This window comes from Novacetimonas hansenii (assembly GCF_014843995.1).
In the GTDB taxonomy this organism is placed as follows: Bacteria; Pseudomonadota; Alphaproteobacteria; order Acetobacterales; family Acetobacteraceae; genus Novacetimonas; species Novacetimonas hansenii.
Genome location: NZ_CP062147.1, coordinates 887,422 through 907,121 on the forward strand (window position 1 = coordinate 887,422; position 19,700 = coordinate 907,121).

15 protein-coding genes, 1 tRNA gene and 1 riboswitch are annotated in these 19,700 nt (G+C 60.4%); of the genes, 8 read left to right on the forward strand and 8 right to left on the reverse strand.

The window, feature by feature from the left end:
* The first annotated feature begins 32 nt into the window (after nucleotides 1–32).
* The 3 genes from alsS to IFJ82_RS03810 all read left to right on the forward strand — a co-directional run bounded on the left by alsS (nucleotide 33) and on the right by IFJ82_RS03810 (nucleotide 5,629).
* Nucleotides 33–1,724 carry an acetolactate synthase AlsS gene (gene alsS, locus IFJ82_RS03800; RefSeq protein ID WP_062809430.1) on the forward strand — a complete coding sequence of 564 codons (1,692 nt, stop codon included), beginning with the start codon at nucleotides 33–35 and terminating at the stop codon, nucleotides 1,722–1,724.
* A gap of 160 nt (nucleotides 1,725–1,884) precedes the next feature.
* Complete coding sequence (gene dld, locus IFJ82_RS03805; RefSeq protein WP_048858972.1) at nucleotides 1,885–3,612, forward strand: D-lactate dehydrogenase; 1,728 nt, start codon at nucleotides 1,885–1,887, stop codon at nucleotides 3,610–3,612.
* Between the two features lie 322 nt (nucleotides 3,613–3,934).
* Nucleotides 3,935–5,629: an alpha-keto acid decarboxylase family protein gene (locus IFJ82_RS03810; RefSeq protein WP_062809429.1), complete on the forward strand. Its 1,695-nt coding sequence runs from the start codon at nucleotides 3,935–3,937 to the stop codon at nucleotides 5,627–5,629.
* An 896-nt stretch (nucleotides 5,630–6,525) separates the two neighbouring features.
* On the opposite strand, the gene IFJ82_RS03815 is transcribed toward IFJ82_RS03810, so the two are convergent.
* Complete coding sequence (locus IFJ82_RS03815; protein WP_192265653.1) at nucleotides 6,526–9,189, reverse strand: AAA family ATPase; 2,664 nt, start codon at nucleotides 9,187–9,189, stop codon at nucleotides 6,526–6,528.
* Nucleotides 9,186–10,319, reverse strand: a complete 1,134-nt coding sequence (locus IFJ82_RS03820) for a metallophosphoesterase family protein (protein ID WP_040512919.1) — start codon at nucleotides 10,317–10,319, stop codon at nucleotides 9,186–9,188. Before IFJ82_RS03820 ends, IFJ82_RS03815 begins: the two co-directional genes overlap by 4 nt.
* 217 nt (nucleotides 10,320–10,536) lie before the next feature.
* Between IFJ82_RS03820 and IFJ82_RS03825 the strand changes: the two genes are divergently transcribed.
* Nucleotides 10,537–10,710 carry a hypothetical protein gene (locus tag IFJ82_RS03825; RefSeq protein ID WP_003622052.1) on the forward strand — a complete coding sequence of 58 codons (174 nt, stop codon included), beginning with the start codon at nucleotides 10,537–10,539 and terminating at the stop codon, nucleotides 10,708–10,710.
* Nucleotides 10,711–10,926: 216 nt separating this feature from the next.
* Here IFJ82_RS03825 and IFJ82_RS03830 read toward each other — a convergent pair whose 3' ends face one another.
* Together IFJ82_RS03830 and IFJ82_RS03835 are read right to left on the reverse strand one after the other, a co-directional pair.
* Nucleotides 10,927–11,937 carry a phosphotransferase enzyme family protein gene (locus IFJ82_RS03830; protein ID WP_192265655.1) on the reverse strand — a complete coding sequence of 337 codons (1,011 nt, stop codon included), beginning with the start codon at nucleotides 11,935–11,937 and terminating at the stop codon, nucleotides 10,927–10,929.
* Nucleotides 11,938–11,986: 49 nt separating this feature from the next.
* On the reverse strand, nucleotides 11,987–13,468 hold the full coding sequence (locus IFJ82_RS03835) for a carbohydrate porin (RefSeq protein ID WP_003622054.1): 1,482 nt from the start codon (nucleotides 13,466–13,468) through the stop codon (nucleotides 11,987–11,989).
* A 357-nt stretch (nucleotides 13,469–13,825) separates the two neighbouring features.
* Between IFJ82_RS03835 and moaB the strand changes: the two genes are divergently transcribed.
* Complete coding sequence (gene moaB, locus IFJ82_RS03840) at nucleotides 13,826–14,374, forward strand: molybdenum cofactor biosynthesis protein B (protein ID WP_040512923.1); 549 nt, start codon at nucleotides 13,826–13,828, stop codon at nucleotides 14,372–14,374.
* A 232-nt stretch (nucleotides 14,375–14,606) separates the two neighbouring features.
* Nucleotides 14,607–15,179: a DJ-1/PfpI family protein gene (locus IFJ82_RS03845; RefSeq protein WP_003622060.1), complete on the forward strand. Its 573-nt coding sequence runs from the start codon at nucleotides 14,607–14,609 to the stop codon at nucleotides 15,177–15,179.
* Nucleotides 15,180–15,486: 307 nt separating this feature from the next.
* On the opposite strand, the gene folE is transcribed toward IFJ82_RS03845, so the two are convergent.
* The 3 genes from folE to metZ all read right to left on the reverse strand — a co-directional run bounded on the left by folE (nucleotide 15,487) and on the right by metZ (nucleotide 17,867).
* Entirely contained in the window at nucleotides 15,487–16,101 is a 615-nt protein-coding gene (gene folE / locus IFJ82_RS03850; RefSeq protein ID WP_003622062.1) for a GTP cyclohydrolase I FolE, read from the reverse strand.
* Nucleotides 16,102–16,164: 63 nt separating this feature from the next.
* On the reverse strand, nucleotides 16,165–16,575 hold the full coding sequence (gene apaG, locus IFJ82_RS03855) for a Co2+/Mg2+ efflux protein ApaG (RefSeq protein WP_040512924.1): 411 nt from the start codon (nucleotides 16,573–16,575) through the stop codon (nucleotides 16,165–16,167).
* 89 nt (nucleotides 16,576–16,664) lie between these two features.
* Entirely contained in the window at nucleotides 16,665–17,867 is a 1,203-nt protein-coding gene (gene metZ, locus IFJ82_RS03860) for an O-succinylhomoserine sulfhydrylase (RefSeq protein ID WP_192265657.1), read from the reverse strand.
* 143 nt (nucleotides 17,868–18,010) lie between these two features.
* Nucleotides 18,011–18,091: riboswitch (SAM riboswitch) on the reverse strand.
* Between the two features lie 145 nt (nucleotides 18,092–18,236).
* Between metZ and IFJ82_RS03865 the strand changes: the two genes are divergently transcribed.
* Nucleotides 18,237–18,310, forward strand: a tRNA-Gly gene (locus tag IFJ82_RS03865).
* A 30-nt stretch (nucleotides 18,311–18,340) separates the two neighbouring features.
* Here the strand turns inward: IFJ82_RS03865 and IFJ82_RS03870 are convergent.
* Nucleotides 18,341–18,892 carry a hypothetical protein gene (locus tag IFJ82_RS03870; protein ID WP_225578765.1) on the reverse strand — a complete coding sequence of 184 codons (552 nt, stop codon included), beginning with the start codon at nucleotides 18,890–18,892 and terminating at the stop codon, nucleotides 18,341–18,343.
* 89 nt (nucleotides 18,893–18,981) lie between these two features.
* Between IFJ82_RS03870 and IFJ82_RS03875 the strand changes: the two genes are divergently transcribed.
* Complete coding sequence (locus IFJ82_RS03875; RefSeq protein WP_192265658.1) at nucleotides 18,982–19,224, forward strand: DUF1653 domain-containing protein; 243 nt, start codon at nucleotides 18,982–18,984, stop codon at nucleotides 19,222–19,224.
* The last annotated feature ends 476 nt before the right edge of the window (nucleotides 19,225–19,700 follow it).

Sequence of the window (19,700 nt, forward strand, 5' to 3'; positions counted from 1 at the left end):
CCGGGCGCACCCGTTACAGGAATAACGGTCATATGACAGACAAGGCAGGATCGGCCACCACGCAGTGTGGGGCCGACATGATTGTGCGCAACCTGGTTGAACATGGCGTGACCCATGTATTCGGCATCCCCGGGGCAAAGGTTGACCGCCTGTTTGATGCGCTGGTGGATTCCCCGATCGAGACGGTTGTAACCCGCCATGAACAGAACGCGGCCTTCATCGCGGGGGGCATCGGGCGCATTACGGGCCGTGCGGGTGTCGCCATCGCGACATCGGGGCCGGGGGCGTCGAATTTCGTGACCGGCCTTGCCACCGCCAATTCCGAAGGCGACCCGGTGCTGGCGATCGGTGGCGCGGTAAAGCTGGCGGATCGGCTGAAGCTGACGCACCAGAGCATGGACACCGTCGCCCTGTTCCAGCCGATCACGAAATACAGCGCGGAAATCACATCGCCCAACGCGGTGTCCGAAGTGGTGGCCAACGCCCTGCGCTTTGCAGAGCAGGGGCGCCCCGGGGCCTCGTTCGTCAGCACGCCCATGGACATCCTGTCGATGCCGGCTTCCGGCCCGGTGCTGGCGGGGCGTCCACTGCCCGATGCGGGGGCCGCCGCCGACGATGCCGTGACAGAGGCCGCCGCCCTGATTGAAAAGGCCCAGCGCCCGGTCATCCTGCTTGGCCTGCTTGCCAGCCGTCCCGATGTGGCGCAGGCCGTGCGGGGCCTGATCGCACGGGCGGGTGTGCCGGTCATCGGCACCTATCAGGCGGCGGGCGCGGTCTCGCACGATCTTGCCGACCGTTTCGGCGGTCGCGTCGGCCTGTTTCGCAACCAGCCGGGCGATCGGTTGCTGCATGAGGCCGATGTCGTCATCTCCATTGGTTACAACCCGATCGAATATGACCCATGGTTGTGGAATGTCGATGACGCGCGCCGTATCGTCCATGTCGATGTGGTGGCGGCCGAACTCGACACCCATTACGTGCCTGCTGTTGAACTGATCGGTAATGTCGCAGCCAGTGTGGCGGCGCTGACGGCAAAGGTGGGCAGGCTGGCGCGCGCGACCACGCTTGAGGAAATCCTGGGCGATTACCATGCCAAGCGTCGTGGCGACCTGCTGGAAGCCCGCAGCACCAGCAACACGGCGGTCCATCCGTTGCAGATCGTGCGTGAACTTGAAAAAGTCGTGACGCCGGATGTGACGATGTGCCTTGACATGGGGACGTTCCACATCTGGCTGGCGCGTTACCTGCTGTCGTTCCGTGCGCGTCAGATGCTGATCAGCAATGGGCAGCAGACGATGGGCGTCGGCCTGCCATGGGCGATCGCGGCAAGCCTGCTTAACCCGGCGCAGAAGGTCATTTCCGTATCCGGTGATGGCGGGTTCATGATGTCGTGCATGGAACTGGAAACGGCGGTGCGGCTGAAATGCAACCTTGTCCATCTGGTCTGGGTCGATCAGCAGTACAATATGGTCGAAATGCAGGAACGCAAGAAATATGGCCGTGGGTCGGGCGTGGATTTCGGGCCGGTCGATTTCGCGATGTTCGCGCGTTCATGCGGCGCGCGGGGCATTACGATCCGCAGTGCCGATGAAATCGCAGGTGCGCTGCGCACGGCGATGGAGGCCGAAGGGCCGGTCGTCATTTCCATTCCGGTTGATTATTCGCACAACCACCTGCTGATGCAGCCATTGGCGCGCCTGGGCGAAACATCGGCCGCCGCCTGATGCCGGTTTCCATGGACATGGAAAACCGGTGTTTTATACCTGTCCGCGCATGTGCCGGACGTGGCACACTGCATGATGTGCCTGCGTTCGCGCACCGGCCTTTCGATATCGGGGGGGGCGTGTGCGTGGCGCATGTACAGGATGGGAGATTTCAAGAAGAATGCTGACAATGGCGCATGATACATCCGCACCCACAGGGCAGTTGATCGACACGTTCCGCACGATTGTGGGCGACGCGCATGTCCTGACCGATCCCGGCGCCACGCTGGCCTTTCGCCGGGGGTTCCGCTTTGGGCAGGGGCGCGCCCTTGCCGTGGTGCGTCCCGGCACGCTGGTGGAACAATGGCGCGTGCTGCAGGCCTGTGTAAAGGCGGGCGTGATCGTCATCATGCAGGCCGCCAATACCGGCCTGACGGGGGGATCGACCCCGGATGGCGACAAATATGACCGTGACGTCGTCATCGTCAACAGCATGCGCATGCGCACCATCCACCTGATTGGTGGGGGAAAGCAGGTCGTCTGCCTGCCGGGTGCGACCCTCGATCAACTCGAAGGTATGCTCCAGCCATTGGGGCGGGAGCCGCATTCGGTGATCGGTTCGTCATGCATCGGCGCCTCCGTCTTTGGCGGGGTCAGCAACAATTCCGGTGGCGCGCTGGTGCGCCGTGGCCCCGCCTATACCGACATGGCGCTGTATGCGCAGGTCGATGCCGCGGGGGACCTGCACCTGGTCAACCATCTTGGCATCGACCTTGGCACCGATGCGGAAGACATACTGGCCCGCGCCGAACAGGGCGCATTCCCCGACGCCAGCATCAACTGGAACGCCGGGCGTGGGCATGACGATGATTATGCGCGCCATGTGCGCGATATCGATGCCGATACCCCCGCGCGTTATAATGCCGACCTGCGTCGCCTGCACGAAGGGTCGGGCTGTGCCGGGCATCTGGGCCTGTTCGCCGTGCGCCTTGATACGTTCGAGGCGGAAAAGAATCCCGTCGTCTTCTATATCGGCACGAACCAGACCGACGTGCTTGAGGATGTGCGCCGCCATGTGCTGGGTGCGTTTTCCGAACTGCCGATCGCGGGGGAATACCTGCATCGTGATGCGTTCAACATCGCGGAAAAATACGGCAAGGACACGTTCCTTGTCATTCGCATGCTGGGCACGCGGCGGCTGCCCGCACTGTTTGCGATGAAGGCCAGGTTCGATCGCCTGTTTGACCGCATGGGGTTCATGCCGTCGCACTTTACCGACCGGTTCATGCAGTTCATGAGCCATTTTTTCCCCAACCATCTGCCCCGTCGGATGCGTGACTACCGCGACCGCTTTGCCCATCACCTGATGCTCAAGGTCAGTGCATCCGGCGCGCAGGAGGCCCGTGACTTCCTGAACAGTCATTTCGCGCAGCATGAGGGCGAATTTTTCGAATGCACCCCTGATGAAGGGGCAAAGGCGTTCCTGCACCGCTTTGCCGCGGCAGGTGCGGCCGTGCGGTATCGTGCGGTCCATCCCCGCACGACAGAGGATATCGTCGCCCTTGACGTCGCATTGCGCCGTAACGACCGCGAATGGTTCGAGGTCCTGCCTGAGGAGATCGACCGCGAAATCATCGTAAAGCTGTATTACGGGCATTTCCTGTGCCACGTGATGCATCAGGATTACGTGGTGCGCAAAGGCAATGACTGCATGGACCTTGAACACCGCATGCTGCCGTTGCTGGACCGTCGTGGGGCGCGTTACCCGGCGGAACATAATTTCGGTCATCTGTATGCCGCACCCGACGACGTGCGCGCCCATTACCAGCAGCTTGACCCGTGCAACTGTTTCAACCCCGGCATCGGACAGGCGACCAAGCGCAGGAACTGGGTCGCCGAAAGCGTCTAGAGCATTTCCCCCGAAAACCGGTTCGGTGAAAATGCTCCGGTTTACTGTTTTTACGGGCATTTTCACCTGTTTGAAGGCACGCATTCAAACAGGATCCGCCCTAGCGCCCCGCCGGGCCAGAGGTTCGTTCACAGCGGTATGTCGGGGGCGTGTTTCCGGGCATTGCATTTTTAAAAAAATGATGTCCTTTGTGGATTTTTAAAAAGCCTTCACCAGAAAATCCTATGGTTTTCTGGTAAATGTTTGTCCTGGAACATTCTTCCTCATGGCCGCATGACCTATCATGGGGCCATCCGCAATAAAAATACGGAGGGATACGAACATGGCCTATACTGTCGGACATTACCTTGGCGAGCGCCTTGCCCAGATCGGGTTGAAGGATCATTTCGCGGTCGCGGGGGATTACAACCTTGTCCTGCTTGACCAGCTTCTGGAAATTGACGGTCTGCGGCAGGTTTATTGCTGCAATGAACTCAATTGCGGGTTCAGCGCCGAAGGCTATGCCCGTGCGAATGGCGCGGGTGCCGCCGTCGTGACCTTCAGCGTCGGTGCATTGTCGGCGCTGAATGCGATTGGCGGGGCATATGCCGAAAACCTGCCGGTCATCCTGATTTCGGGGGCACCCAATTCGAACGATCATGGCAGCGGGCATATCCTGCACCATACGATCGGCACGCCGGATTATTCCTATCAGATCGAAATTGCAAAACGCCTGACCTGTGCTGCGGTGTCCATCACCTCCGCGACGGAGGCGCCGGCCCTGATCGACCATGCGATCCGCACGGCCCTGCGGGAGAAGAAGCCCGCCTATATCGAAATCGCATGCAATGTCGCCGCCCAGCCCTGCGCCCGGCCCGGTCCGGCCAGTGCGGTACTGGCCGAGGTACCGTCCGACGCCACCAGCGTGGCGCAGGCGGTGGACGCACTGACCCGCTTCATCGACAGCCGCAAGAAGCCCGTGCTGCTGATCGGCAGTCGCGTGCGTGCCGCTGGCGCAGAGGCCGCGGCCATCCGCCTTGCCGATGCGCTGGGCTGTGCCGTGGCGACGATGGCTGCGGCCAAGAGCTTCTTCCCCGAAGATCATCCCGGCTATGTCGGCACGTTCTGGGGCGATGTCAGCAGCCCCGGCGTGCGGCAGATCTTTGACTGGTCGGATGGTATCATCGCGCTGGCCCCGGTCTTTAATGATTATTCTACCGTGGGATGGACCGCATGGCCGCGTGGCGAAAATGTCGTGGTGGCGGATGGGCGGCATGTAAGTGTCGAAGGCGTGGCCTATGACGACATCCACCTGCGCGATGTGCTGGATGGTGTGACGAAAGCGTGGGGAACGCGCCCGAAAAAGGATGCGACGATCACGGAATTCCGCCGCATCCACAGGCCCGCAGCCCCGGTTGTGGCGGCCGATCCTGCCGCCCCGCTGGTGCGCGCGGAAATGGCGCGCCAGATCAGCGGCGTCCTGACACCGCAAACCAGCCTGATCGCGGAGACGGGGGATTCCTGGTTCAACGCCATTCAGATGAAGCTGCCGCATGGTGCGCGTGTGGAACTGGAGATGCAGTGGGGCCATATCGGCTGGTCTGTGCCCGCCACGTTCGGCTATGCCGTGGCGGAGCCCGAACGCCGCATCGTGCTGATGGTTGGTGACGGGTCGTTCCAGCTCACGGCGCAGGAAGTGGCGCAGATGGTGCGCCTGAAGCTGCCGGTTCTGATTTTCTTGGTCAATAATCGTGGCTATACCATCGAGGTGCAGATCCATGATGGTCCGTATAACAACGTCAAGAACTGGGATTATGCGGGCCTGATGAAGGTCTTTAACGCCGAGGACGGCAAGGGCCTTGGCCTGAAGGCGACGACAGGCGCCGAACTTGCGCAGGCGATCGAAAAGGGGCTGGCCAATCGTGAAGGTCCGACCCTGATTGAATGCACCATTGATCGTGATGACTGCACCAGCGACCTGATTTCATGGGGACGCCGCGTCGCAAACGCGAATGCCCGCCCACCCGAAGATCGGTAGTTCAGGGTAGTTTTTGTTAAGAGAGTGTTTGAAAACAAATCATTGATAAAAAAGAAAAGTTTTTGGGTGCTGCCTTTTTTCAAAAAGGCGGCGTCTTCTGAAGATTTTTGGAAAAATCTTCACCCAAAAGCCTTTATAATTTCAGGATGTTATTGATCCTGACTGTTCAGGCGGCCTCTAAATAGTGTCACCCCATTTAACAGGGGCCGTCGTTTTGGAAACGTCACTGTCCATGGACAGTAGTGTTCATCAAGGCTGAAAAAACCGGGGGAGGGGGCCATGTGTCCCCTCTTCTTTTAGCAGACTGTTTGAAAACAAGCCGTTGATAAAAGAGAAAAGTTTTTGGGTGCCGCCTTTTTTCAAAAAGGCGGCGTCTTTTGAAGATTTTTGGAAAAATCTTCACCAAAAAACCTTTATAATTTAGGATGTTATTGATCCTGACTGTTCAAACAGTCTCTTATTTATATACAAGGTTACAAGTATTTATATACAAGGTTACAAGGCCCGTTTGATCTGTCAGGCTGACTTGCATCAAGAAGTTAGGGGCAGGAACCTGCTGGCATGATGAAGATTTTGAAAAAAACTTTATACAAAAATAAAATTTCAAAAATAAGTTTATACGCTGAAAGCGTTCCCCATTTCCTGTCGATAGAACCTGTGGGATGTTTTTCAACAGGTTCCAAGGGACTGTTTGAAAAGTCAGAATCAACAACATCCTGAAATTATAAAAGTTTTTGGTGAAGCTTTTTCCAAAAAGCTTCAGAAGACGCTGCCTTTTTGCAAAAAGGCAGCACCCAAAACTTTTATTTTTTATCAATGGGTTGTTTTCAAACAATCTCTAAGGTGGCGTGTCATGGACCTTCGCAATTCAAAAACGCCTGCATGGTCCTGTATGGTTACAGCGGCAAGGCCTGCTCTACGGCTTCCACGCTCAGTCGTCGTGCGCCCAGCCCTGCGAACTGTTCGGACCGGCATGTCAGGATGATGATCTGCACACGGCGCGATATTTCGGTCAGGATATCGAACATCTGTTCCATGCGTCCGCTGTCGGAAAATGTCAGCGCATCATCCAGGACCACCATCGCCTGCTGCCCGCGTGTATGCAGCAGGTCCGCCATGCCCAGACGCGCCAGCACCGCGATCTGTTCACGGGTGCCATCGGACAGGTCGGCAAATTCCTCTGTCGTGGTACGCGTGATCCCGGTGATCGAGAAATCGGCCCCCAATGTTACCTGCGCCCGGGGGAACAGCCCGCGCAGGGCCGGTTCCATCGCGCGCGTCAGGGGGGCGAGGTACTGTTCCGTCGCAGTGCGCGCCGTCGTTGCCAGCGTATCGGCCAGCAGGGTCAGGATCGCCACCTGCCGCGCACATTCGGCGCGTTCACGCGCATGCCCGTCGCGCAGGCGTTCATGTCCCGCGATCCGTTCGTCCAGCCCGTCGCCCTCTGCGCTTTCGATACGGCTTGACAGGGCGGCGATCGCCTGGCGCAGTTCCCCCACACGTGTGCGCCGCTCCTCCAGCGTGCGTTCAAGGCGGCTGATGCGGGCATCCACCATGGCTTCGTCCTCTTCGGGGCGATCGGCCTCGCACGCGCGCAGGGCGCTTTCGGCGGTATCACGGGTGGCCTGTGCCTGCTGATGCTGGGTGGCGAGGGCGGCATCAGGGCGTGCCACGCGGTCGCGTGTCAGTTCCAGCGTCAGGCGTTCAAGCTGCTGGTGCGCCTGTTCCAGTTCCGTGCGGTGGCGCGTCAGCAGGTCGCGCGCCTGCCGGGCTTCGCCATCGGGGGCCAGCAGGGCGGCGCGCGCACGTTCCACCCGTGTTTCGGCGGCGCTGACGGCCTCCTGCACCTCCGCCATGGGGGGGAGTGTGGCGGCATCGGGATCCTGCGCGATACTGGCGAGCAGCCGGTCGCGTTCCATGACCCGCGCCCTGGCCGCCGCCAGCGCCGCCGCCGGATCCGGCATATCGGTTGGCAGCAGGTGGGCCTGCATCGTGCGGGCTTCGCTGACAGCACGTCCGGCCTGCCGCCAGGCCGCATGGATGTCCATTGCCCCGGCCATGTCCACGCATCCTGCCTGCGTCAGCAGGGCGGTCAGCGCCTCGCGCGTTTGTGTACGGGCATGCAGGGCCTGTGCATGGTCGCCATCGCCCGGTGGTGTGATGCGGATATCGCCAATTCCCGCGATCCGTAAGGTGGTGGCCGACGTGATTTCCAGGTGCGTGCCCGATAATGCGACGCCGTCGATGCTGATCTGGCGTGCGGTATCGGGGGGCAGGTGGAATTCGATGCGGGTCGCCTGTTCGCTGTAACGCGCGCAGGCTTGGTCGGCTGCCCGCTCCGCCTGGCGCAGGCGGTCCATCATGGCGTCATCGACATGCAAGGTCGCAAGGTGAAGTTCGGCCTGCGCCACCTGCTGCGCCGCATGTTCCAGTCGTGTGACAAGGGTGGTGGCGTCGGTATGTTCGCGTCGCCATATGCTGGCCTGTTCACGCCTGCTGACACGGCGGTGCATATCCTGTGCCGCGCGTTGGGCCGCCATGGCGTGTTCAAGGTCGTGTTGCCGTGCCGTGGTGGCCTGTTCGGCGCGTTCGTGGCGTTGCTGCGCGGTGTCCATCGCCGTGCGCAGGTCGTCCACGACCGCGCACAGATGCTGGCGTTCGGCCTCCATCTTCGCGCGGCGGGCGATATTTTCTTGCGCAAGGGTCACGCCCCCCTGCGCAAGCCGTACTTCCGCCTGTGCGGCCTTCAGGCGCGCGGCGTGCTGGTGCAGGCGGTCGCGTTCGCGCCGGGCCTGTGCCAGGTCGGTGGTTTCCTGTTCATGCCGGGTGGCGTCATCGGCATGGTGCAGCAGCCGACGCTGTTCCGCCAGACTTTCTATATCGTCTTCGAGCATGCGGCGACGTTCGCGCAGGCGCGTGATCTCCGCGCAGGCGGCCTCTTCTTCCGTGATGGCGGTTTTATACCGCCCTTTTGGATGGCCGCGCCCATCAAGCAGGAGGGCGCGTTCATCACGCACCATCGCCAGAAACCGCGTCGCCTCCGCCCCGCCGGTGATGTTGCCAAGCTCCCCCTCAAGGCAGGCGGTCAGGGATGTGCCGGCCCGGCCCGTCAGTTCGGGCTGTTTCAGGCTGTCGCCCTGTGCAACCCACAGCGCATTCCAGATGCCGCAGGCCTCGCCCCGCCCCTGTGATTCCAGCCCCATGATTTCATGCAGCTTTTCTTCTGCATCCGCATTTGCGAACGTCGCTTCCCCGACCCGCAGGCTCATGGCTGCGCGCGACAGGAAGCGTTTTTCAAGGTGGCACTGGATGTCGTTGATACTGAAATCCACATGCACGCTGGGCCCCGCGCCCTGATCGGCCAAGGGGCGCAGTTCCTTGATGAGCCTGTTCGTGCTGTTATAACGCCACATGAACGCCGCACGCAGCGCCGCCAGCAGCGTGGATTTGCCGAATTCATTGCGCGCGGCCAGCACGTTCAGCCCCGGCCCCAGACCGCACAGGCGCGTCGGCGTGACGAATTTGCGCAGGTGCGCGACCTCCATCCCATGCAGGATCATGGCGTGTTCCCCTTCTGCCCATGCACCATCAGCGCAAGGCGGCGCAGGGCGGCAGTGGCAATGTCACGTTGCGCCGGGTCGCCCTGGCCCGCGCGTTCCGACAGGATGGTGGCGGCAGTGCGTACCGCCCCGGTGCCGAACAGGTCTAGGTCATCCGCATCCGCCAGCAGGGTCGGTTCCCCATCGACACGCAGCAGCCGCAGGGCCGACCCCAGCGCGTCGAGCATATCCTGATAGGTCTGCAACCCCTCCAGCGGGAGCGCACCGCGCACTGACAGCCATACAAGTACGCGACCTGCCTCCTGCGGGTCGATATTGCGCAGGCGATGTTCCAGTGCGGTGATGTCCTGCGCCCCCGTCAGGGTGGCCGTATCGCGATGCCAGACAAAGCGGCCCACGCGATGGGACGTAACCTCCGGCCGGGCGTTGGGACCGGCAAGGTCCACCACAAGGGCATGCCCACCGCCATCGCCCCCCCGGTCGAAACCGTCGATTTCCGGGGTGCCGCTATACCATGTGCGGTCGTCGATGCATTGCGTCCCGTGCCAGTCCCCAAGGGCGAGGTAGGACAGCCCCGCGCGACGGGCACGGTCGATGGCGATACGGTTCTGTGCCTCGTCACCGCCGAAATCGCGCACCGATCCATGCGCCAGACCGACGCGGATGACCCCGGGCGGCGTTTCGGCCGAATCCATTTCCGCCGTCGGGTCTGTTGCGACATGGCGGCGTTTGAGGCCACCAGGAATGACCCAGGCCGTGCCGTGCGGGTCCATGGCGGCGGGCCCGCCGTCAAGGTGGGCGCGCACATTGTCCGGCAGGCCGATGGCATGCAGCCGGTCCCAGATGCCGCCGGGCACGTTGGGGTCATGATTGCCCGCGATCAGATGCCAGCACAGGTCTGGGAACTGTCGCATCCGTTCGATGGGCTGGCGCAGGGTGCGGTCCACCGGGATTTCATGGTCGTAGATGTCGCCTGCCACGACAATCGCGCTGGCGCCCTGGTCGCGGGCAAGGCGGCCGATCCTGCCGATGACCTCCAGCCGCTGGTCCTGCAGGACGGATTGCGTGTCGTCATCGGCAAAGCGAAAGACCTTGCCAACCTGCCAGTCGGATGTGTGAACAAAGCGCATGGCCGCGATTATCACCCACCTTCGTCATGTCACAAGGTAGCGGGAAGGGTGGGGGAGGGAGTAAACGAAAAAGTGATCAGAAAGCTGTATATAAATTCAAACTATGGCCTTGCTGCCTCAATCTGGTCATATATGACGATTAGGTAATAATTCATTGATTGCGACGACTCACTGTCGCGATGCCCCTGCTTCGGCACAGTTTACGGAATACGAAACGATGCCTTCAGTGACTGATACGCTTATAAAGGGTGCGTCCCATTCCGCAGCGCCCGTCCTGTCGTCCGATGACACGACGGCCCGTTCGCAGAATGTACGCTCCATCCACCTCAGCCACCGCCGCGCGCTGCTTGATTATGCCCGCACGCTGGATTGTGTTGCCGAACAGGCCTGATCCCGCCCCGCCATATATCCTGTGGCATGTGGATATCATCCATGGTGGCACGGGGGAATGACATGGATCATGGTTGCGCGTGATGACTGCCGGCGAAGCGTTCCTGACGATACGATCGGGTGATATGCCCGCATGATATGACCGGGTCAGCCATTCTCCGATACGGCATAGCGCCATTTCCCCCATAGGGGGCAGGGGGCGTTTCCCTGCCGGTTTTTACACCCCGATGCGGCGTGCAAGGCACCCGTCGAGGTAATCGCGGCATAATGTGACGCACCGTGCGTTCCATTGCGGGCCAAGGCCTTGCACCTGTGCCGTCTGGGCGTGTGACGCCCCCCATGCCAGAAGCTGAATCCGGCGTTGCGCGATCAATGCGGGCAGGATCGACAGGTCGGCCGGCGTCACGCTGGCGATGGTATTATATCCCCGCAACCAGTGTGCGACCCAATGGGGCATGCGGGGATGGTCCTCGAAAAAACTGAGGGCCGCGGCAAGGTCCTGCATGAACCAGCTGAAGCCGCAATCATCGAAATCAATGATGTGTGTCTTCCCCCCCGCGATCAGCAGGTTGGCCAGCCGCAGGTCCGCATGGATCAGGCCAAACCGTGCCGCACCATGGCCATAGGCCGCAAGTTCAGCACCAACCCGCGCCATCGCATGGGTAATCATGTTGCGTGCCGCATCATCCAGCCCGTGCGCGGCCTGCCATTGTCCCCATGGGGCCTGTGGCCCGACCATGGTGGCATGCGTCCATGATTTACGCCGGAAACCTGCGGGTCGTTGCCATGCGCGACTGTGGCGGTGCAGGTGCGCGGTCATGCGGCCAAGGCGTGCGAAGCTGTCGGGTGCGATATCTGGCGTGGGTTCCGTACCGTCGATCCAGTTGAACATGACCACGTGCCGTCCCGTCATGCCGGGCAGGGTCATATGATGCAGCCGTTCCCCATCCATCGCCTGCACGGCACGCGGCACCGGCAGCCCGGTGGCATGCAGACTGTCGAGCCATGCCAGTTCGCTGCGGATTTCTGTCGCATCGTGGTAGCCGGGGCGGTGGATACGCAGGACACGTCGTCCCCCGTCCGGCAGGTCAATGCGGTAGGTGGCATTTTCCGACAGGCACAACAGCCGTGGCACCCCGCGTTCAGTCGGGGGATACAGGGCCATGGCGGCATGGGCGAGCATGTCGGGATCGCCCGCGTCGGATATGGGAAAGGCGGCATCGGTCATGATGCCGCCTTTCCTACAGCTTTGTGCGCATAACCGCGATGGGGGACGTTTACAGGATGCAGTTGAACTGCAACGCCATCACGGCGGCATCGTGATATGTCGTGGTGCCGCCCGGACGGTTGATATACTGGAAATCGGGCTGGAAGCTCATGCCGCGCGCCGCATGGATGTTGTAAAACAGTTCGTACACATCCTCATGCGTCTGGATGCCCCAGGCCTGTCCCCACTGGTTCGACAGCAGCGGCCGTCCCGTCAGCATGGAGGCTTCCTGCTGCAATACCGAAGATCGGCTCATTTCGAAATAATGGAACATCGCGCCCACGGTATCGAGCGGACGGCCCCATTTCGCGCCGGTTTCGATCATGCCCGCCCACACATGCTGCTTCATGGCCGAAACCTTGCCGGAGGTATACATATACCCCGCCATGCCGATCAGGCCATTCGTTGGGCCCTTGCCATTGCGCACGAACATCTGGTCCGCCTGGAACCATGCGGTGCTTACCCCTGATTGCTTGCGGAAGGGGCGACCCGTGATGACCGCCGAATTGCCGTCGATGTCCTCGAACAGGTCATTATACTGCGAATTGTCATAGCCATATCCCGCCTTGTAATGACCGGCGAGGTGATGGCGGCCGAATTCCGGCAGCCAGCCGATTTCCACCGGGGTGGAGAAGTGGCCAAGCCCGCTTTGCGCCCAGGCCCAGCCCGAGATACCGCCATTGAACGAATGTGGCGAGACGGCGAACATCGACGCCATGATATAGGTATCGACCGTCGGCATGACACGCATCACCACGCCAAGGTTACCCGAAGGCCAGTCGCGGCCACCCGGAACATACTTGCCCGGCGCGGGATTGCCGCAGATCGACACGTTCATGAAGTTACAGAACAGCGGTGACGCAGCAAAGAAGCTGCCGACCGGAATCCACCCCGCACTGATGTCGAGGCGGTTATGAAACAATGACTGTTCCGCATACATATAGACAAGATGCGCCACGACATTACCACGTGCGCCATAGATCTGCTGCACGCCACCAAGGGAATCGTGGATATATTGTGTACTGAGGTTCTGCCCATGGCCGTTGACGATCATGGTATGGGTCCAGAAATTCTTTACCCCCGCCAACCGGTTCCAGTCGATGTCGATTTCCACGCCCGTCTGCCCGGCGTCGGTCACGCCCTGCTTTGCCCCCCCGCGAAAGTTCCCGGCCAGTTCTTCATGCTCGTCCGCGGCGATATGGATGCCGTGACGCACCAGCCATGGCTGCAGGCCCAGCCAGCTTCCGAAGAAGTGCTGGTCGCCATATGGGGCGCTGAAGAACTGGCCCGGGTCCTGCGCCCAGGCGGAGTCCGTGCGGCGTGCGTTGGCGGCCATCATCGGCTGGGTGCCAATCCCACCCATGGCGTCACCGGGTATGGCCTGTGCAAAGGCCGGGTCCCGGACGGCGATAAGCGCAAGAAAAGACAGCACGATAGGGGCAAGAAAGGGTGGAATTATCCTGATCATCCGCGCATTCGTAGCATATTTCATATTGAAGATGAACCTTGGACAATAGATTTTATGAACATTTATTTAGTATGCAATAATATGACGCATATTTCTCCGCAACTCCTGAAATTTAAAAATATTGCGCTGTTACAAAGGCGGTAATTTTTTTGTGCGATGCACAAATATTGAATAAAGTTATTTTAGACTTCCACTTTAACCCTTTCTATAGGGTGGCCTTCACGTTCATGTTTTCGCGATGTTATGACGCAGGCCCCCTGATGGTCGTTCCCTGAAAGACGTTCCCTGCAGGTCGTTCCTGTGGTCATTCCTTCGTGCCCGCCCCGTCAGGGTGGCAGGTCAACGTTGACGAATGGTATGCGCAGGGGCGAAGATCGCGTCATGTCTCGATTGGATATGAACAAGCCCTTCCTGCCGGTCCGCATCGCGGTGCTGACCGTATCTGACACCCGTACGCTGGCGGATGACCGTTCCGGCGGGATCCTGGCCGACCGGATCACTGCTGCCGGCCATCACGTGGCCGACCGTGCGATCGAACGTGACGACGCCGATGCGATCGCGGCGCGCCTGTCGCAATGGATTGCCGATCCGCAGGTCGATGCCGTGATTTCCACCGGCGGCACCGGCGTCACGGGCCGTGATGTAACGCCAGAGGCGTTCGAACGTGTCATCGACAAGCGGATCGAGGGGTTTGGCGAACTGTTCCGCATGCTGTCCTATCAAAAGATCGGAACCTCCACCATCCAGTCGCGGGCTCTGGCGGGGGTGGCGGGCGGGACGTACCTGTTCGCGCTGCCCGGTTCCACGGGGGCGGTGCGTGACGGGTGGGACGATATCCTTGTCTGGCAGCTCGACAGTCGCCATGTGCCCTGCAATTTTGTTGAACTGATGCCGCGCCTGCGTGAACATCTACCCCCTGCGCACGATTGATGGCACACGGCGCACGGCGCACGGCTGACGGTGTGCGTGGGCGCAGGCAGGACCATGAAGCCCATAATGCCCATGGCATGGCTGCGAACCCGCAAACGTCCTTGGTGACGCTTTTTTCAAAACGCAGCACATAATGTGTCGCCTTTTGGGAAAAATCAGCGCCCGGACAGTTGTGTTCTTTGTCACCAATAGATTGTTTTGAAACGGTTTCTTAAGGAAAGACGCTTCTGAAATGGCGAAAAAACTCCTTCTCCTGGCTGGTGATTATGTAGAGGACTATGAGGTCATGGTCCCCTATCAGGCGCTTGGCATGCTTGGTTATCAGGTCGATGCCGTCTGCCCGGACAAGGAAAAGGGCGACCATGTCCTGACCGCCATTCATGATTTTGAGGGTGCGCAGACCTACAGCGAAAAGCCCGGCCATCGTTTCGCCCTGACCGCCACGTTCAGCGAGGTGCGGCATGCCGATTATGCCGGGTTGATTATTCCCGGTGGTCGTGCGCCGGAATATCTGCGTCTGGATGCGCGGGTGATTGACCTGGTGCGTGCATTCGCGGATCGCCCGATTGCCGCGATCTGCCATGCGGCGCAGTTGCTGGCGGCGGCACGGATCATTTCGGGCCGGAAGGTTTCGGCCTATCCCGCCTGTCGTCCCGATGTCGAACTGGCGGATGCGATATTTGCCGATATTGCGATTGACGCGGCCATTACCGATGGACTGCTGGTGACAGCCCCCGCATGGCCCGCACATCCGGCATGGCTGGCGCAGTTCATCGCCGTGCTGGGCGCCCGGGTCGAGGTCTGAACCGGCACCGGCACCGGCACCGGCACAGGGGCAGGCGGGCGGTGCCCATGTCGCCTGTCGACAGCCAACATCAACAAGGATGGACACCGCATTTTCCCGCGAAAGGCGGTGTCGTCTTAGAGGCTGTTTGAAAAGTCAGGCTCAATAACATCCTGAAATTATAAAGTTTTTTTGGTGAAGCTTTTTCCAAAAAGCTTCAGAAGACGTCGCCTTTTTGAAAAAAGGCGACACCCAAAAACTTTTCCTGTTTTTTATCAATGGGTTGTTTTCAAACGATCTCTTTTACCTCCCCTTGACCGGGGGCGGGTTATACCCCGCCCGTGACGCCGGGACGGTTCAGGATTGACAGGAATTCCCGCCGTGTATCGGAATTGCTGCGGAATGTGCCCAGCATCCGGCTGGTGACCATCGAAACACCGGGACGATGCACACCACGTGTGGTCATGCACTGGTGCGAGGCCTCGATCACCACGCCCACGCCGCGGGGTTGCAGGACATCGTTGATGGTATTGGCGATCTGTGCGGTCAGGCGTTCCTGGATCTGGAACCGCTTGGCATAGGCATCGACCACGCGCGCCAGCTTTGAAATGCCGACCACACGCTTGCGTGGCAGGTAGGCGACATGCGCCACCCCGATAATCGGCACCATATGGTGTTCACAATGGCTTTCGAACCGGATGTCGCGCAGCAACACCATCTCGTCATAATCCTCGACCTCGGAAAAAGTACGGGTCAGGAGGTCGACCGGGTCTTCGGCATAACCGCAGAAGAATTCCTCATACGAACGCACCACGCGTGAGGGCGTGTCATGCAGCCCTTCGCGCCGGGGGTCTTCACCCGCCCAGCGCAGGAGCGTGCGCACGGCGTCTTCGGCCTCTTCTCGCGTGGGGGGGGGCAATGGGGCGGAATCGGTGGGGGTCATTGCTGTTCTGTCTTGTTTTTGCAGGCCACGCCCGTCCGCGCACGGGCGACGGAAGGCGCGGGATTAATGGAAGATGGCGGGGTGGTGCGGGCTGTCGAGGCTGAAGGAAGGAATGCTGACGTCGAAATGTTCCCGCGTTCCGGGCTGAACCATGTGATAGGTTCCCCCCATGAACCCCGTCGGCGTTTCCAGCGCGGCGCCGGACATGTACTCAAAACAGCCATCCGCGTCGATCACGGGCTGTTCCCCCACGACCCCGTCGCCCTGCACATGCTCCACCCGGCCCTGCCCGTCGGTAATATGCCAGCTGCGCCGCAAAAGCTGGATCGCACTGTCGCCATGGTTTTCCACCCGGATGCGATAGGCCCAGACAAACCGTCGCTCCTCCGGTTCCGACTGGTCATCCAGCCAGAATGTCTGCACCAGCACCCGCACGTCACCGGTGCGTGCCTCGTAACACGGGGTGTTCTCGATGGCGCTTGCAAGGGCGGATTCGGGGTCATGTCCAGGGGGCGGGGGGTACGGCTTGTTCTTATTGGCCATAAGGTGCTCCGGGCTGTGGATCAGCGCGCGGCGACGGCGCTCAGGCCGCGACGCAGGTCGTCAATCAGGTCCTCCGCATCTTCCAGTCCGACGGAAAAGCGGATCACGCCATCGGTAATGCCCAGACGCGCGCGTTCCTCTGGCCCGATTTTCATGTGCGTGGTGGTGGCGGGATGTGTCACCAGTGAACGGGCATCGCCAAGGTTGTTGGAAATGCTGATCAGGCGCAGCGCGTTCATGAAGGCAAAGGCGCCTTCCTTGCCGCCCGCGACTTCGAACGCGACCAGGGTGGAACCCGCGCTCATCTGCTGCATGGCGAGTGCGTGTTGCGGGTGATCGGTGCGACCGGGATAGAACACCCGCAGGATCTGCGGGGCAGAGGCGAGGAAGTCTGCGACCTTGCCTGCATTTGCCGTCATGGCGTCAACGCGCAGCGACAATGTCTCCATGCTCTTGAGCATGACCCACGCATTGAACGGCGACAGCGTATTGCCGGTATTGCGCACGAACGGGCGCAGCACGTCATCAAGCCATTCCTTGCGCCCCAGCACCGCGCCACCCAGGGTGCGGCCCTGCCCGTCGATATGTTTGGTGCATGAATAGACAACGATATCCGCACCCAGTTCCAGCGGCTTTTGATAGAGCGGGGTGGCAAAGACGTTATCGACCACCACCAGCGCCCCGGCCTTGTGCGCAAGGTTACAGATGGCGCGGATATCCACGATGTCGAGCATCGGGTTCGACGGGCTTTCGAGCAGTACGGCACTTGTCGGCTTTGACAGGGCTTCGGCCCAGGCGGCGTGGTCCGCGCCATCGACAAATACCGTTTCCACCCCGTAACGCGGCAGCAGTTCGGCAACGATCCAGTGGCATGACCCAAACAGCGCGCGTGAGGCGACAACCCGTTCACCCGCCCGCACCTGTGCCAGCAGCGCGGAGGAGACCGCCCCCATCCCGGTGGAGGTGGTGACGCAGTCTTCTGCGCCTTCCAGCACTGCAAGGCGGCGTTCCAGCGCGGTTACGGTGGGGTTGGTGATGCGGCTGTACTGGTAATGCGCCACATCCCCAAGAAAGGTTGCCTCTGCCTGTTCGGCGTTGTCATAGACAAAGCCCGACGTCAGGAACAGCGCCTCGCTCGTTTCACCATAGGGGGTGCGTTCCTCGCCCGCGTGAAGCAGGCGGGTGGCTGCGCGCCATTCTGAAGGGGTGGAGTTCTCAGTCATGATCGTCAGGATTCCCAAACCAGAAAATCGTCAGAAACACCGAAAGGCAAAGGCCCGGACCGGAAGAAAAGGGCAGGAATATCCGGGACAGAGCTTCCTTCGGCAATGAATCGTCCGACCGTGGAAACCATGACACCAGCGCCTTGTGGCGGCATCAGGCCTCTTTAGCGCGTCTGTTTAACCTCGCCGCAAGCCGGCCGAATCAAATCACGAGGGCCCCGCCCCGTGGCCGGGTGCGGAAACAGGCATGGTTATTGCGGATTGTACCCACGCTCGTCAACTGTCGGGGGTGGGCAGCGGCCCTGTCGCACGCAGGTCCGTGGGAACGATTGCATTGGGCCTTCCCCTCCGCTATAGGAGGGGCAGCAAGCGGGTGTAGTTCAATGGTAGAACGGCAGCTTCCCAAGCTGCATACGAGGGTTCGATTCCCTTCACCCGCTCCATGATATCTTCCGATAAAATCTGTTTATGCGTTATTGCGCCGTTGCGGACGGGGCCGATGTCGCCTGCGTGTCGGCATAGGTTGTCCCGTTCCAGATCCAGCGATCGCCGTCATCGACCACCAGATCATGCATGCCGCCATGTGCCTGTGGCATGATCCTTACCGGACCGCTGAGCGAATCGAGAACCTGCGTCCAGCGCGTGCCCCGGCGCAGGAAAACGGACGTGGAACAGCCGGCGGACCCGCACAGGCTGGGTGATTGTAACTGTACGAACAGGGCCATGTCCCCCGGATGGTCCGACAGGGGGCCCGATGCCGTCAGGACGACGGGATGTTCGCCACGGGCATGTGCATCCCCCAGATCCTGTGCCTGCAGCAGATGGGCCTGCCGGTCGAGTTCCGTTCCCGGATGCTGTGCCAGTATGACCGTCGCCCCGCGATCCGGCCCGGCATGCGCGCCCATGATGGGCCATGGGCACACGGCCATCGCCACCATTACGGCCCGTAGGCCCCGCAATGCGCAACGCCACTGGCCGGTGCGTGGGGCGGAAGGGGGCAGGCAGGGGCTGGACGGGCGGAACATGCGGCGGATATCTCCGTGTTCAGGTCATGAAGGGGCAGCCCGGCCAAGGGCATGGACCGCCCGTTTCATGATGCAATGAAGGAGACAGGATGAAAATGGTTGCACCCTCCCATCCCCGGCCGGGGCCTTACCGGCATTACAAGGGCGGGCTTTATACCGTCATCTGTGTCGGTCGCCACAGCGAGACGGAAGAATGGCTCGTCACCTACCGCAGCGAGGCGCGGGGCGATTACTGGGTCCGTCCGCTGGATATGTGGATGGAACAGGTCGATGGCGCGCCGCGCTTTTCCCCTCTGGGGGAAGGTGATCTTCACCAGAATATTGAGAAATAGATATTTCTCAGGAAATCCTGTCCTGCAAAACGTCAAAAGACGCTGCTTCGAAACGCCTGCGATGATGGCCGCCAGGCCATGGTGGCGGAAGGCGCATCCGCTTCAGGCGCGGTTTGCAACGCAGGGTTAAGAGAGCGTTTGAAAACAACTCACTGATAAAAAACACGAAAAGTTTTTGGGTGCTGCCTTTTTTTTAAAAAGCGGCGTCTTTCGAAGCTTTTTGGAAAAAGCTTCACCAAAAACCTTTATGATTTCAGGATGTTATTGAGACTTACTTTTCAAACAGTCTCTAACAGCCCACGGGATTATAGTGTTCCGGGCAAAGATTTTTTGGAAACGTCACACGGGCAGTACTGTGTGGGAAAAGCATCCCCCGGGACTTTTACCTTTTCCAGAAGGCGATTTGAAAGCAACCCATTGGGAAGAAATGGCACATGTTTCGGGACGTTGTCTTTAATCTGGGATAATTTCGCCCA

Bases quoted from the DNA above. Each gene is read 5' to 3' on its own strand.
- IFJ82_RS03825 (WP_003622052.1), top strand. From the start codon at position 10,537: ATGCCTTCAGTGACTGATACGCTTATAAAGGGTGCGTCCCATTCCGCA.
- IFJ82_RS03830 (WP_192265655.1), bottom strand. From the start codon at position 11,937: ATGACCGATGCCGCCTTTCCCATATCCGACGCGGGCGATCCCGACATG.
- moaB (WP_040512923.1), top strand. From the start codon at position 13,826: ATGTCTCGATTGGATATGAACAAGCCCTTCCTGCCGGTCCGCATCGCG.
- alsS (WP_062809430.1), top strand. From the start codon at position 33: ATGACAGACAAGGCAGGATCGGCCACCACGCAGTGTGGGGCCGACATG.
- IFJ82_RS03845 (WP_003622060.1), top strand. From the start codon at position 14,607: ATGGCGAAAAAACTCCTTCTCCTGGCTGGTGATTATGTAGAGGACTAT.
- folE (WP_003622062.1), bottom strand. From the start codon at position 16,101: ATGACCCCCACCGATTCCGCCCCATTGCCCCCCCCCACGCGAGAAGAG.
- IFJ82_RS03815 (WP_192265653.1), bottom strand. From the start codon at position 9,189: ATGATCCTGCATGGGATGGAGGTCGCGCACCTGCGCAAATTCGTCACG.
- dld (WP_048858972.1), top strand. From the start codon at position 1,885: ATGCTGACAATGGCGCATGATACATCCGCACCCACAGGGCAGTTGATC.
- IFJ82_RS03875 (WP_192265658.1), top strand. From the start codon at position 18,982: ATGAAAATGGTTGCACCCTCCCATCCCCGGCCGGGGCCTTACCGGCAT.
- IFJ82_RS03835 (WP_003622054.1), bottom strand. From the start codon at position 13,468: ATGAAATATGCTACGAATGCGCGGATGATCAGGATAATTCCACCCTTT.
- metZ (WP_192265657.1), bottom strand. From the start codon at position 17,867: ATGACTGAGAACTCCACCCCTTCAGAATGGCGCGCAGCCACCCGCCTG.
- IFJ82_RS03870 (WP_225578765.1), bottom strand. From the start codon at position 18,892: ATGTTCCGCCCGTCCAGCCCCTGCCTGCCCCCTTCCGCCCCACGCACC.
- IFJ82_RS03820 (WP_040512919.1), bottom strand. From the start codon at position 10,319: ATGCGCTTTGTTCACACATCCGACTGGCAGGTTGGCAAGGTCTTTCGC.
- IFJ82_RS03810 (WP_062809429.1), top strand. From the start codon at position 3,935: ATGGCCTATACTGTCGGACATTACCTTGGCGAGCGCCTTGCCCAGATC.